General features: G+C 65.9%; 13 protein-coding genes. 7 read left to right on the forward strand and 6 right to left on the reverse strand.

All coding sequences use genetic code 11. The annotated features are described in order from the left end of the window. Position 1: 1 nt before the first annotated feature. Complete coding sequence (locus ACEXOX_RS28490) at positions 2-802, forward strand: helix-turn-helix domain-containing protein (protein ID WP_406524008.1); 801 nt, start codon at positions 2-4, stop codon at positions 800-802. Here the strand turns inward: ACEXOX_RS28490 and ACEXOX_RS28495 are convergent. The 3 genes from ACEXOX_RS28495 to ACEXOX_RS28505 all read right to left on the reverse strand — a co-directional run bounded on the left by ACEXOX_RS28495 (position 784) and on the right by ACEXOX_RS28505 (position 3,212). Next, complete coding sequence (locus ACEXOX_RS28495; RefSeq protein WP_167515118.1) at positions 784-1,668, reverse strand: MBL fold metallo-hydrolase; 885 nt, start codon at positions 1,666-1,668, stop codon at positions 784-786. The two genes, ACEXOX_RS28490 and ACEXOX_RS28495, sit on opposite strands and share 19 nt — an antisense overlap. A gap of 123 nt (positions 1,669-1,791) precedes the next feature. Further along, positions 1,792-2,730 carry a recombinase zinc beta ribbon domain-containing protein gene (locus tag ACEXOX_RS28500; protein WP_406524009.1) on the reverse strand — a complete coding sequence of 313 codons (939 nt, stop codon included), beginning with the start codon at positions 2,728-2,730 and terminating at the stop codon, positions 1,792-1,794. Between the two features lie 290 nt (positions 2,731-3,020). Continuing rightward, positions 3,021-3,212, reverse strand: a complete 192-nt coding sequence (locus ACEXOX_RS28505) for a DNA-binding protein (RefSeq protein WP_150249860.1) — start codon at positions 3,210-3,212, stop codon at positions 3,021-3,023. A 174-nt stretch (positions 3,213-3,386) separates the two neighbouring features. Between ACEXOX_RS28505 and ACEXOX_RS28510 the strand changes: the two genes are divergently transcribed. From ACEXOX_RS28510 to ACEXOX_RS28535, 6 genes are all read left to right on the forward strand, one after another. After that, positions 3,387-5,015, forward strand: a complete 1,629-nt coding sequence (locus tag ACEXOX_RS28510; RefSeq protein WP_406524010.1) for a tyrosine-type recombinase/integrase — start codon at positions 3,387-3,389, stop codon at positions 5,013-5,015. Positions 5,016-5,939: 924 nt separating this feature from the next. Further along, a complete protein-coding gene (locus ACEXOX_RS28515) occupies positions 5,940-6,728 on the forward strand; it encodes a GntR family transcriptional regulator (RefSeq protein WP_406524011.1) in 789 nt (262 codons plus the stop codon). A gap of 2 nt (positions 6,729-6,730) precedes the next feature. Further along, entirely contained in the window at positions 6,731-7,489 is a 759-nt protein-coding gene (locus ACEXOX_RS28520) for a glycosyltransferase family 2 protein (RefSeq protein WP_406524012.1), read from the forward strand. A gap of 282 nt (positions 7,490-7,771) precedes the next feature. Then, a complete protein-coding gene (locus ACEXOX_RS28525; protein ID WP_406524013.1) occupies positions 7,772-9,367 on the forward strand; it encodes a putative T7SS-secreted protein in 1,596 nt (531 codons plus the stop codon). A gap of 9 nt (positions 9,368-9,376) precedes the next feature. Next, the gene (locus ACEXOX_RS28530; protein WP_406524014.1) at positions 9,377-10,039 is read left to right on the forward strand and encodes a hypothetical protein; all 663 of its coding nucleotides are present in this window, start codon (positions 9,377-9,379) and stop codon (positions 10,037-10,039) included. 47 nt (positions 10,040-10,086) lie between these two features. Continuing rightward, on the forward strand, positions 10,087-10,767 hold the full coding sequence (locus tag ACEXOX_RS28535; protein ID WP_406524015.1) for a hypothetical protein: 681 nt from the start codon (positions 10,087-10,089) through the stop codon (positions 10,765-10,767). A 70-nt stretch (positions 10,768-10,837) separates the two neighbouring features. Here ACEXOX_RS28535 and ACEXOX_RS28540 read toward each other — a convergent pair whose 3' ends face one another. From ACEXOX_RS28540 to ACEXOX_RS28550, 3 genes are all read right to left on the reverse strand, one after another. Further along, a complete protein-coding gene (locus ACEXOX_RS28540; RefSeq protein ID WP_406524016.1) occupies positions 10,838-11,761 on the reverse strand; it encodes an FkbM family methyltransferase in 924 nt (307 codons plus the stop codon). 345 nt (positions 11,762-12,106) lie between these two features. Further along, entirely contained in the window at positions 12,107-13,345 is a 1,239-nt protein-coding gene (locus ACEXOX_RS28545) for an amidohydrolase family protein (RefSeq protein ID WP_406524017.1), read from the reverse strand. Between the two features lie 130 nt (positions 13,346-13,475). Further along, entirely contained in the window at positions 13,476-13,778 is a 303-nt protein-coding gene (locus tag ACEXOX_RS28550) for a hypothetical protein (protein ID WP_406524018.1), read from the reverse strand. Between the last annotated feature and the right edge of the window lie 20 nt (positions 13,779-13,798).

Below are 13,798 nucleotides of genomic sequence, written 5' to 3' on the forward strand. Positions count from 1 at the left end.
AATGTCCAATAGGCACCGCGCAGGCGATTTTCTCCGAGAGTGGCGCGCCAAGATGGACCCCAACCTCGTCCCCGGCTTCACCGCCAAGTTCGGGCCGCGAAACAAGCCCGGCCTCACACAAGCCGAAATGGCAGTGCTCACTGGTGTGACGGAGAGCTGGTACAGGCGCCTGGAAGCCGGCGGCATCGCGAACCCGAAAACGGATTGGCTGGAGCGCATCGTGCGCATCCTCGACCTCAACGAAGCCAAGCGATACACCCTGTTCGTGTACGCAAAGGGGCAAGAGCCGCCGCCCCTCTACCGCCCGGCCGCAGTCATCGACCCCTCGACAACCGCAGTAATTCAGGGCCAGCCCTGGCCCGCGTACATATCTGACGCGTCGTGGGACATGCTCAAGTACAACGACCTGTGCGTCCAGAATTGGCCCTGGGTCAAGTACGGCATCAACATCATGACCTGGTGCCTGACCTACCCCGAAGCCCGGCTGCAGCTGATCGACTGGGAAGAGTCCTGGGCCAAGCCCATGGCGTCCCAACTCCGCCTCGTACATGAGTCCCAGCCGGAGAACCGCAGGCTCGCCGAAGTCGTAGCCGACATCAAGAAGCGCGACAAGGTCGCAGCCCGGCTCCTTACTGACGACCTCACGAGCGTCACCCACCCAGACGGCCACCGGCGTTGGATGTACCTACCGAACCGCGGTGAAGAAGAATTCGAGGTGATCTTCCGCTGCTACGCACCGCTCAGCGACCGTAGCCAGCGCATGATGTTCATCATGTCGCCCGACTACTCCCTCGCTAGCTGAGCCATTCCCTCAACGAGCCCCATCGTCGTGGAAGGGGCACCTTCTACGCCCGCTTCCTTATACGCAGCGGCAACAGCAGTAAAAAGCCGCTCAGGATGCGCGAGAACGCCGGCGTGAGCCCCCTTGATCAGGCGGGCCGCGTCGGACAACTCGACGCCACTCGAAGCGTAGGAAGTGGCGTCTTCGTGGACACGGGCGAGGCCGTCGCGAAAGGTGACCACGCCTGCCCGGCCGGTGATTTCACCGTGACCCGGTACGAACGTTGTGGCGCCCGTACTCAGTAGCCGATCGCAAACCTCGATGCACGCGCTGAGGGAATCGGACCACACAATCATGTGGGCACCGATGAACAACGTATCGCCGGTAAAGACCACTTCATCCTCGGGGACATGCACGGCCACGTCACCCTCACTGTGTGCGGGGCCGAGATCGATGAGTTCGACCGCCGCCCCGCCAACCTCCAGCTCCAGCGTGCCGGTGAACGTACGCGTCGCACCAGTCACGGTGATCCCGCTGAAGTCGAACCCGCCGATGTGCTCAGCGGCGTACGCGGTGACCGCAGACGTCGGAGCCGCCCGGCCGAGCAGCATCATCTGCTCCGGGCTGATCTCCTTGCACACATGCTCGGCCGACGCAGCCGACGTGATGATCTCGGCGTCCGGCAGGAGCTGGTTGCCCCACGTGTGGTCCCCGTTCTGGTGCGAATTCACCACAGTAGTGATCTCCGCTCCGGGCACGGCCGCCTCGACTGCGTCCAACAGCAGACGCATGCCGGCCAACGTGAACTGGGTGTCCACCAGCAGGGCTTGCCCATCAGAGGCGACGAGCCCGCAGTTGCTGTAGCCCCAGGCGGTGCTGTTGTGCATCCACGCCCACGTGGTGGACGACAGCGGAACGAGGGAAGGGGACGACAAAGCAGGCTCCAACTTGCTGGGCAGGGCGGCAGACATAGCGGTGCGCCCCAGCCGGCGAGGCGCACGAAAAGAAGATCAGTTGGCGGGGGAACGCCAGTCGATAACGATCCGCTCGTGCGGATCGGCGTGCCGCCCACCACCTGACGGCATGACACGCACCTTGGAAACCTCCAAGGCGATGAGAGCTCGCTGAGAGGCCCGCGGAGCGGTCCTCCACCACGCGACGAAATCGGTAACGCCGGAGATCGGCACGTCCGCGATCTGCTCCAGGAACCGAAGCCGGGCCCGAGCCTGCCGCAGATCCTCCTTGGTGGCCTTCTGCGCGGCCAGGAACGCCGAGCGCACCAACAGGCCACGCCCGTACAGGCCGCCCAGTTCCTTGAACCGCTCCTCGGCCCCGTCGACATGCTCGCGCAGACGTCTTGCTTCGGCCCTGACGTCCTCCTGGACTTCAAGCAGCCGCTCGTGGGTTCCCGGGCGCAGAACATCAGCGAGGACCTGCTCGGCTACGGCGTCCTCCAGACGGTTGGCGTTCATGCGGACGCCACCACACGAAGCGCGGCCCTCCTTGGGGGGCGGGCACCGGTAGCCGGGGTCTGCGTCGCCGTTCACCCGAGCCCCCTGCATGTGGAAGGCACACCGACCACACTCGGACAAGCCGCTGGTGAGCAGGTAGTCGAACGGTTCGCGAGGCGGAGTCTGCTCGCCGCGGCGCTTAGCGAACAGTGCGTTCAGTCTTTGGTGCTCGTCCGGTGTGAGGACCGTTTCCCCGAAGTCCTCGATGGGCTCGCCGTCCTTGTCGAGGCCCGCCATGAGCGGGTTGAGGATGGCTCGCACGAATGCCTCGGCAGCCCAGGGGTTCCCACGCGCGTTGGTGTAACCCTTGTCGGCGAGCTGGCGCACGACCGCGCCTACGGGCTCGTTCAAGAGCAGTCGTGAAGCACCCTCACGCAAGCCCTGGGCCTCCTGCTGGTGCAGCTCTCCAGGACGCACGTAACCCGATAGCCGTGCCATGAATCTCCATCCATCGGGAGTGCGACCGCCTTGCCCATAGCGGCCCCTTAGCTCCTTAATAGGCCAATGTACTCGGCTGACATAGGAGGGCTCTCCGTTCACTTGACGCCGCTGTGTATTTACGCAGGTCAAACACGGTGATCGAACACGACATCGAAAAGTGACCTCCCTCACTCCTGGCTTTTTGGTTGCCTGGGGCTATGGAAGGCACGGGCGAATCGCCGCGTAGCGACCCTAAGAAGGCGGGAGGTGGGCGGCTCTTCGGCAAACAGGCCGCAGCAAAAGATCGGCTAACGCAGCCCAAGCGCCTCCCAGACGGACGCCGTCGCCACCTTCGTCGTATCGCCCAACGGAATCAGCTTCGCTGGGAACCGGCCCTCCTCGATCAGCCGGTACGCCTTGTCCGCCCCGATCTTGAAAGCACGCGCAGCCGTCGCCACGCTGATCGCAAGCGGAAGCGCCAGAACCTCCTCCACGGACATGTCCCCACGCTCAGAGGAAGGCGCAACAGAACCAATCGCAGATATGGTCATAGGTGGTCAAATCCTTCATCCCCGCGCCACCTGACCGGAAGCATACGAGACCCAAGGAAGCCCGAACTCCGCTACAGAAAGATCAGGACACGCAAGGAAACCCCAGCTCAAACAGGAGCCTGCGTGTTCGACGGAACCACCTACAAGCGATGCTCGTGCACGGAGCCGGTACTCGACGACGCCGGCCGACCGGTGCTCAGGCCCGACGGCAAACCCAAGCGCCGCGAGATCGGCTCGGCCTGCCCAGACCTGAAAAAACGGGACCACGGCTCCTGGGCCTACTACCTCAACCTCCCCGACGGCCCGCGCGGCGAACGACGCCGGCCCCGCAAGAGCGGCTTCCGAACCCAGACCGACGCGAAGGAAGCGGCACAGAAGCTCTGGGACGAGGCCCAGGGCGGCGTCGACATCGACTCCAAGGAGACGGTCGCTCAGTACCTGCGCCGCTGGCTGCGCCAGCGCGTCGACCTCAAGCGCAGCACCCGCAAGGACTACGAGGACTACGTCGAGCGGATCTTCATACCCGCCCTCGGTCACCTCCCCCTGTGCCAGCTGCGGAAGCGCCACGTCCAGGAGATGTTCGAAGAAATCTGGGCCCTCAACGAATCCAAGGCGGCCAACAGGCTCGCAGCACAGCAGGCCAAAGCCGAGTGCGACGACGCCCACCGAGCGTGGAAGTCCGCGCCCAAGCCCCGCCCACCGCACCTGCGCCAGCGATGGGACGAGGCCAAAGCAGCACTTCGCGAGGCACGCCAGAAGCCCCGCAGAGAGACAGGCCCGGGCACACAGAAGAAGTTCAAAGACACCCTCTCTGCCGCACTCGACGCCGCAGTCGCCGAAAAGCTGATCACGGAGAACTTCACCAAAGGCGTCGTCCTCCCTAAGTACGAGCGCCCTGAAGCTCTCGTCTGGACGGACGAACGTGTCGCCCGCTGGCGCGAAACAGGAGAAATCCCCGGCCCCGTCATGGTCTGGACTCCACAACAGACCGGGCAGTTCCTCGACGGCGCAACCGGGCACCGCATGTACCCCATGTGGCACCTCGCGGTCTTCAGAGCGACACGACGCGGCGAAACCGTCGGCCTCCCCTGGACAGAAACAGACCTGGAAGCCGGAACGATCAAGGTCGTCGAGCAACTGGTCAAGGGCCGCACCTACAGCGAAGTCTGGGAAGACACCCCCAAGAGCCGCAGCGGACGCCGCACCGTCACCTTGGACGACGTGACCCGCGCACTGCTCCGAGCCGTACGCCAGGCGCAGAGGACCGAGCGCGAAGCCTGGGAGGCAAAACACCTGGCCGAACCCGAGAAGTACGGCCCCTACATCAACTCAGGCCGCGTGTTCACCACCGAGGACGGAAGCCCCCACAACCCGGACAACGTCTCGCAAGCCTTCGACCGCCTGGTCAAAAGGCTCGACCTTCCTCCGATCCGTCTCCACGACCTCCGCCACTGCGCCGCGTCGCTGAGCCTCGCGGCCGGCCTTTCCATGAAGGCCATCCAAGCTCTCCTCGGCCACAGCAACTACTCCCTCACCGCCGACACCTACACCTCGCTCATGCCGCAGTTCGACCAGGCAGCGGCGAACGCACCGGTCACCCTCGTACCGCGAGCCAGCGCGACGGAGGACAGTACTGCCCCGAAGCTGACCCTCGTCGTATCGGCCCCAGAACCAGAAGAGCCTGGGGTCGGCGGGGACGGCCAGGGCGGAGTCGACGGCCGCTCCGCCCCCTGCCAGGTGATGTCAGCGTGAGGGCGTGGTTATGCGTGGCGAGCGCGAATGTGAAGCGTTGGACCAGCAGATGTTAGGGCGGCGCTGACCTGCGGGAACCCCTGTTCGCTTTCTGGCGTCGGGCCGGTTCCCAGAAGGAGAGGCGGTCGGGGGCTGTCCGTGGACAGAACGTGGACAGAAGGCCGGGGACAGGCAGGGAAAGATGAGGAAAACCGATGAAGGGCCTGCGGCAGAGCAGGCTCCCCAGACATCTGCTGAGAGGCCCCTGAGCTGGAGAAACGCCCCTCCAGGTGGTGTTCTACCGCTTCTGGAGGGCGGGTTAGGGATCGCTCCGAACCGATGCTTATCCGGCTCGATTCCCACCCGGAAGGCTCTTGTAAAGCGTAGGTCGTCGGTTCGAATCCGACAGGGGGCTCAGGGAGTGAGAAGCCCCAGGTCACCGGTGGTGGCCTGGGGCTTTCTGCTGTCACTTGACCCGGTGGTGGCGCCGGCCCGGTGATCCCTGATCTTCAAGCGATTGATGCGATCTTCGCCGGTATGAGCGGCCGGAAGAACTCGGAGTGGTGGAGCAGGGAAGCTCTGAGGCTGCTCGACCCAGGCTGTGCTGAGGTTCGGGGACTGGCCCGTCGGGTGCTCGTCCATCTGCAGGGCGGGTGGAATCTGCCGATGCCGGGGATCTGCGTCGTTCGGTAGCGGGCCCGACTCATCTCGTCTCACCTCGCCTCACCTCAACTTCCCGCCGACCGCCGGCGGTTCTTCAGGCGGTGGCTGGGGGCATCATCGGACGCCTTGTTCTGTGTTGGGCGCGAGGTGTTGGTAAACGGGTCGGCAGAGCTGGCCCGGGTGCTCTTGAGAAGTAATCCCTACAGCCCAGTCCTGGTGTCGTCTACTCCTCTTCAGGACTTACTCTGCAACCGTCCGACGATCAGGGACGGTGAGCACCCCATGGCCAAGAAGTACGAGCGGATCGCTGACGAACTGCGTCAGCGCATCCGCGCAGGTCGGCTCAGGCCGGGAGAGCGTCTGCCGGCGGAGACCACACTGGCGAAGCAGTACAAGACCAGCGTTCCGACGATGCGCGACGCGCTGGGTGAGTTGCTGGCCGAGGGGCTGATCGACAAGCGGCACGGCGTCGGCAACTTCGTCCGCGAGCCTCCGCAGCGCGCGGAACGCACCAACGAACGTCACCAGTGGGAAAAGGACCGGGCGCGCGCGACACAGGACGAGCGCCGGCAGACCGGCGCCACCGAGCACGACACCGGACTCACCGTCTCCGATCTCGTCTTCAAGGCCCGGTACCGCGATACGAAGGCCGACGAGGACTTGGCGGCAACCTTCGCCGTACCCGTAGGCACCCGGTTGCTCGAACGCAGCTACCGCACCTACCCGCGCGACGGGGGCGGGGCTCTCAGCCTCGTGTGCTCACGCCTCGGCCACGACGTGGTGGCGGCCAACCCGGACCTTCTCGACGAGTCCAACGAGCCGTGGCCGGGTGGCACGCAGAGCCAGCTGCACACCATCGGCATCGAGATCGACCACATCGTCGAGCGGGTAACGGCCCGGCCTCCGACAACAGAGGAGGCCGAGGAGCTCGGCCTTCAGAAGGGCGTCTCCGTGATCGTGCTCCGCAAGATCTCCATCGACACCGAGGGGCGGGTGGTGGACGTCTCCGACGTGACCATGCCCGGCGACCGCGTCGAGCTGGTGTTCACGACCCGTCTGGACCGGTGGTGACGATGACGAACCTCATCACGGTGATCACGGCCGTCCACCCGCCGGCCGCGAAGTTCCTGGCCGACGCGTACAAGTCGCTGACCGAGCAGCAACTGCCCGACGGCTGGGACTGGCAGTGGGTGATCCAGGAGGACGGCGAGACCGACGCCGTAACGCCCCACCTGCCCGACGACCCGCGGATATCCTTCGGCCAGGGCAGGCAGGGACGCGCGGCGATCGCTCGTACGCTGGGCCTGTCCCGCGCCGAGGGCGAGTACGTCAAGGTGCTCGATGCCGACGACATGCTGACCCCGGGCGCCCTGGCCCGCGACCTCCAGGCCCTCACCGCCGACCCCTCGCTCGGCTGGGCCACCTCCCGCGCCCTGGACCTCCTCCCCGACGGCTCCACCGTCGGCTTCGACCAGGACCCGCCCGAGGGCCCGATCGAACGCGGCGCCGTCCTCCAACACTGGAAGACCCACAACTACCGCGCCCAGGTCCACCCGGCGACCCTCTTCATGCGCCGCGATCTGCTCTTGGCCCTGGGCGGCTGGATGGCCCTGCCGGCAAGCGAGGACACGGGCTTGCTGATGGCCCTGAGCGCGGTCAGCCGCGGCCACTTCTCCGCAGAGACGGGGCTGCTGTACCGCAAGTGGCCTGGACAGGCGACGAGCCAGGCGGCTCATGTTCATGAGGGGGAGCGGGAGGCGCGGTTCGCGGTGGTGGAGGCGCGCGCTCGGGTTCTGGCGGCGATGAATGATTGGCGGTACGGGACCGCGTAGTCACTACTTGAGAGCGGCTGAGGGGGATGTCGGACTCCCCTTCAGCCGCTCTCCGCCATCTGGCCCGCCGGGCCCGGATACCGACACGACAATGCCATGTCGCGGTGGCGGATGAACGTTGCTCGGAACCAGGCTGGGTTGCTGCACAACGGCCCCCGCCACACCACTCCCTCCGTTAAGGCGTGGTAATGGTTGGCCCTCCCCGCCCCGCCGGGATCTTGTCGCTGTTAGGCTGCTCTGCCTGTACGGCAGACATGCGCAGGAGAAAAGGGGAGGGCTCTCTTGCCGGGGACTTTCAAAGTCGATGTGCACGAACTCGGCTCCATCTCGCGAAAGCTCGACGAGAGCGTCATCGGGATGCGGACCGTGACGCGCAAGATGGATCAAGCCACCGCAGGGCAGCTGGGGCACAACTCCTTGGATTCCGCCTGTTCCGATTTTCAGTCGAAGTGGAAGTACGGAATCGGGCAGATCGCCGGGCTGGCGAACTCCGTACGCGGATCGGTCGAAGCCACTGCGGAATCGTACCGAGCTTGCGAGACGGGAATTCAGCAAGCGTTCGCCAAGGGCCTTGAGGGGACTTCCCCGGTTCCTCGTCGCCGCATTCGGCATCGGCATCGGCACCCGGTGGCACGTCCCGGGTCTTCGGGTAGGGGGCCCATGAGCGGTGGCGGGAAGATACCTACCGAGGCTGCAGGATTCCCGGGACTCGGCTTCGATCCGGCCCCCGGAAGCCTCTCGGCGGTGCGTGCACTCACGGACCAGTCGTTCGAGGCGCACAGAAACCTGAGTTCGGTCTGGCAGACCCTGAACTCCATCACCCGCGGCGGGGACGCGTGGAAGGGCGTCGCCGCGGACGCGTTTTCCGCGCAGGTGAAGGAACTGCCGAAGCTGGTCGACGCTGCGACGCAAAGCTTCTATGACTGCGGTTTCCAGCTGAACGAGTGGTCCGCGAAACTGAGCAGTATGAAGTCCCGGTCGGCTGACCTGGAGGCCCGCGCGGTAACCGCTCGTTCGCGCGTGCGGGACGCTGAGGGGAACCCGAACCTGGGGCTGGCAGGGCAGACATTCGACACCGATGAAGAGCTGCACAACGCAGAGCAGCGGCTGAACCGGGCAGTCAAAGAGCTTGATGCTGCCAGAAACGCTCTCAACACTCTCATCGAGGACGCGAAACGCCTCAAGCAGCAGCATGACGAGGCTGCGGAGAAGATCGCTGAGGCGGTACGCAAAGCCGCGGAAGAAGCTCCCGACGAGCCGGGGTTGCTGGACCGAATCGGCGACGCCATCAAGTCGCTGGCCGAGGCTAATTCCCTTCTGGCGCATCAAGCCTGGGATTGGGTGAAGAATCACGCCAATGCCATTGCTGCCGTCGGTGATGTCCTGTCGACGGTCAGTGCCATACTCGGCGCTGCCGGAGTGGGTATCGCTGCTCTCGGTCTCGTCTTTCCTCCCTCGGAGATCGTTCTAGGGCCGCTGGCCGCCGGCCTGGAGGTCACATCGTCCGGCTTCGCGGCAGGAGCGCTCGTACTGCACGGCACCGCTCGTATGGCGGGCGGAGAAGATGTCGTGTCGAACCGGACGCTGGCGCAGGATGCGCTGGGCACGATCCCGTTCGGTGGTGCAGTCCGCGTCGGCGGCAAGCTGGGCACCGCGATATTCAAGAGCCGTGCGGCGGACGCGGCCTCCAACTTCGGGCTGGTCGACTCCTGGGCAGGGCTGTTCGGGGACCCGTCCGTGTTCGAGAACTTCAAGCCGACGGACCGCCGTCAGGCCGTAGAGATGGGAATTCCCGGTGCCGGCCCTCTGCTGGTCGCCATGGAGAATGCGTGGAAGAAGGGCAGCGCGAAAGACCGGGACAGCAACGACGGCGGGTGAGAGAAGAGCATGAGAGACGAGGACGAGGCGGCGGTAGCAGCACGTTTCGACGGACGCCCGACTGTCGAAGTCGTCTTCACCGGGTTCGGGGCGATGCGTGCTGACCGGATTACCTGGATCGGCGCGGAGTCGGGCTATGCGCTCAGTGCGGACGAGCCTTACGGACGAGGGCAGCGCCGTTTGCTGTTCACGCGCGACGACAGCCCGGGGGCCCGGCAGCGCGCCCAGGCGACCCTGGCGCGCGTGCAGGCAGCCGGCTCGTGGAGCGCCGTTGCTCAGCCTTGGCCAGGGACTGCCTCCCACGATCCGTCGGCCACTGTCCCGCCGCTGATCCACCCGGAGCGTGCTGCGCGTGCGCAGAGGCAGGTCAAAGCCTATGAGGGGTGGCGCCCGGCTCGGCTGATCGGCGTGTGCTGCGTCCTCGCCGCCGGTTTCTTCGCGCTGGCGTGGGCCGTTCGTGAGACGGTGCCGACGGCAGTGGGCTCGTGCCTCGTCGGCCTTCTGTGCCTGGCCGGGGCAGCTCTCGGGCCGCGGTACACGAGGCGCTGGCATCAAGAGAACCTGCAACTGCTTGAGCGTTTCCGCCGTCAGCAGGCGGCCCAGTTCCCCGTCTCGCCGCCTTCCCCTCCTCCCCCTCCTGCGGGGCCGCACCACGACCAGACGGGCAGCTGAAGTTGGAATTCATCGCACCTGCGGGCTTCACGGAAATTCCCATAGGGATGACCGTCGAAGAAGCACGGCAGGAACTCATCACGCGCGTCTCAAGGGAAGCTCTCGAAGCGAGACCCGTAGCCTACGAGAACCTTGTGGCTAACCTGCAGAAGGTGTCGCAGGCACTCGAAGAGTCCGGAACACTGTACGCGGGAACCTGCCTACGCTCCTACGAAGGTGAACTGTCCCTCGGCACCTTGCTCGTCACGGTGACGCCCTTCGCATTCGGGGATGCGGCAGTCGCGGCGGACGGCATGGTGCGTGCTCTGATCGCCGCGCGGGGAGATTCCTGGGCCGGAACGGTATTCGACACCCCGGTCGGGCCTGCAGCGGTGCTGACGGGCGTGAACGGCTTCCACATTCCCGCTGAAACCTCCGCATCGGGGGAAGACCTGAACCTGCCGATGGCAGAAATGCAGGTGTACCTTCCGGTACCCGAGGGGGTGGAGGGCCAGGAGCAGTGTCTCGTTTCCTTCAACCTCACGACGCCGTGCGAGGGGCATTGGGACGCATACTGTTCCGACATCGTGGCGCTGCTGAACAGCGTGACGTTCGACGAGCCGGACCACACGATGCCTCAGGAGGGATCTCAGCCCGCCTCGCCGTATTCACCGCTGTCCACCCCAGCGCAGACCTCGCCCGGCGGGACACACACCGACGGCAAGGCGCCCGCGACGCCCTTCGGCTGAGCCCTTGGTGGAGTCGAGGCGATGACGTGTTGGCGTACCGGCGCAATGGCTGCACCGTCCACTCCCGAATCTACGGCAGGACTTCAGCGTCAATGCGGGAGAAGAGCAGCTCGCTCTCCTCGGTGATCGGCTCCCGCCACCGGACCGGCACCGCTGATGTGCGTCGCAGGGCTGCCGGATAACGGCTGGCGGTGTAGTCGTTCTGAAGGCGATACATGTGGAAACCGTTCGTCCGCAGCGCGCCCAGCAATTCCTCGGCCGACTCGCCCAGTTCGAGCATCCGCTGCGGCGTCACCTCGATGGCCAGCTCCACGTCGGGCCGAAGCTGGTCGAGCAGCGGGACCAGCCCCCGTACAACGGAGCCTTCCGCGCCCTCCACGTCGATCTTGATCACTCGCGCTCGCGCGATCTCATCAGGGCGGAGGACGTCCGACAGCGGCTGAGCAGCCACTTCGAAGGTGGACTCGGCCTCACCGGCATACGGCACGATGCTGTTGGCCCCCATGTTGTGCGAGCTGGCGAGGATGAAGGTGAGCATCTCCTCGCGGTCCGAGATCGCGGCGTTCACCGCACGAACGTTTCCGCACCCGTTGATCGCCACCTGCTTGCGCAGCACGCGGTGGAAGTCGGGGGACGCCTCCAGAGCAACCACAGCCCCCTCCGTACCGACCAACCGTGAGGCGAGCAGGCTGTAGTAGCCGATGTTCGCGCCCACATCCACGAAGACGTCGCCAGGCCGGAGCCGACGCTCCAGCCACCGCGTCAGGTGCGGCTCCCACACCCCGAAGAGGTAGATGTACCGCTGGATCAGGTCCTGGGTGTCGGTGACGAACGTCGCGCCGAAGCGCGTACGGGCCCGGCGGATGCGTGGGTGGTCGCGCAGTCCGGCGTTCAGATAGGACTCCACGATGCCGGCCTTGCCGAGCGTGCCGGGGGCGTAGCGCACGTACCAGCGGGAGAGGTCGAGCTTGAACTGCGTGAGGAGAGATGTCACCTGGGTCCCCGGAGAAGTCGTGCCGGCCGTGCGGGTCCGGATCACTCTACGTACGGCGTTCGGCGGGGGCCTCGTAAACGATCTCGCAGTGCGCGTGCGGCACGATGATGTCCGCCGCCCCGACCGGCCATCCTCCGTACGGCCGCCCACCCTCGGGCAGCACCACGATCGTGCCCTCGATGATGCGGTACAGCTCTCAGTTGGTCGCCTGCCGCACCGGCTTCCCGTCGGCGAGGAACTCGTACGCCATGCGGACGCACAGATTCACCCGCCGCGATGCCGAGCCGCGACGCGATCTCACGAGGCGCGGGGACCTTGGGTGAAGGGACACTTGCCCGCCCGCCATCACCGCGTCTTGTCGAAATCCAGGTCGAGCATCCGGATCGCGTTTCCCCGGAGGACCTTGTAAGCCACGTCCGGCGGCATTCCGGCGACGTGTTCTGCGGCCACCTTCTTGGTGTGCGGCCATGTCGAGTCGACATGCGGATAATCGGTCTCGAAGGTGGCATTGTCGACGCCAACCGTTTCGATCGACGCGACGCCGTGCTTGTCGCGGAAGAAGCAGCAGAAGATCTGCCGGTAGTAGTACGTGGAGGGCGGCTCTGGGATCAGGTCGCGGACGCCGCCCCAGGCGCGGTGCTCCTCCCACACGTCGTCCGCTCGCTCCAGCGCGTACGGAATCCAGCCCATCTGCCCTTCCGCGTACGCCAGCTTCAGTCGGGGGAACTTCACCAGGACGCCACTGAAGAGGAAGTCCATCATCGACGCCATGGCGTTGTTGAAGGAAAGCGACGCTTGCACGGCCGGTGGAGCATCCGGCGAGGCCGCAGGCATCTGTGACGACGAGCCGATGTGCATACACACGACCGTCCCCGTCGCCTCGCACTCCGCGAAGAATGGATCCCAGTAGCCTGAGTGAATGCTCGGCAGCCCCAGGTAGGTGGGGATCTCGCTGAAGGTCACGGCACGCACCCCTCGGGCGGCATTACGCCGAATCTCGCGCACGGCGAGATCTACGTCCCACAACGGGATCAGGCACAGCGGAATCAGCCGACCGCCGCTGCCCCCGCACCATTCCTCCACCATCCAGTCGTTGTACGCACGGACGCACGCCAGGCCGACTTCCTTGTCCCGGGCCTCGGCGAAGGTCTGCCCGCAGAACCGGGGAAAGGTCGGGAAGCACAGCGACGCTTCGACATGATTGAGGTCCATGTCCGCGAGGCGCGCCTTCGGGTCCCAGCAGCCGCGCCGCATCTGCTCGCGAGTGATGCCGTCGAGCGTCATCTCGTCCCGGGAGAACCCGACGGCCGCGATGATCCGTTTGTACGGGAAGAGGTCTCCCTCGTACCGCCACCAGTCCGTCAGCTGGCCGGCCGGATCGGTCGTGAACTTGTACTTGCCGCCGACGTACGCCAGCTCGCCGATGCCGGCGGTGAACGGCTTCGGCCCGAGCTCGCGGTACTTGGCGGGCAGCCAGGTCTCGAAGAGGTGCGCCGGTTCGATCACGTGGTCGTCGACGCTGATCACGCGGGGGATGTCGGTGGTGTCGGTGGTGCCGTGCGTACCGTTCGTCTGGCCAGTCATGAGGCCCCTCTCAGCGGTCGCCGCGCCGGCGACTTACCTGACGACCCGTCAGGTCGAGGGTATAGACGGCCCGCGTGAGCAACAAGGCGCAGTCGGTGTCGCCTTCTCGGTGACGTCGCGCCGCTGAGCGTCACCGGGTCGGGGTGATCCGTCCGGGGAACGCCCGTATCTCCGACAGGAGGAGGCGGGTGGGGATGCCGGGGATCGTTCGCCGGCCGGGCCGTGCGTCAGCGTGAGTGGCGGCGGCCCCACCCCTGGCGTGCTCGTTCATGCGGGTCCGCACCCAGGACATCCAGAAGGCGAGTGGCGTGGCCAGGGCTCCCCACAGGGCGGAGCGGAGCCAGGACGCTTCTGTCTCGTACTGCAGAATCAGGGTGATGGCGACGCAGGTTGCGACCGCGAACGTGCCGGTCTTGGCCTTTCGTGTCGTCATCTGTGACGAGTACCCAGCAG

It is taken from the genome of Streptomyces sp. Ac-502 (assembly GCF_045222935.1).
GTDB classification, from domain to species: Bacteria; Actinomycetota; Actinomycetes; order Streptomycetales; family Streptomycetaceae; genus Streptomyces; species Streptomyces monomycini.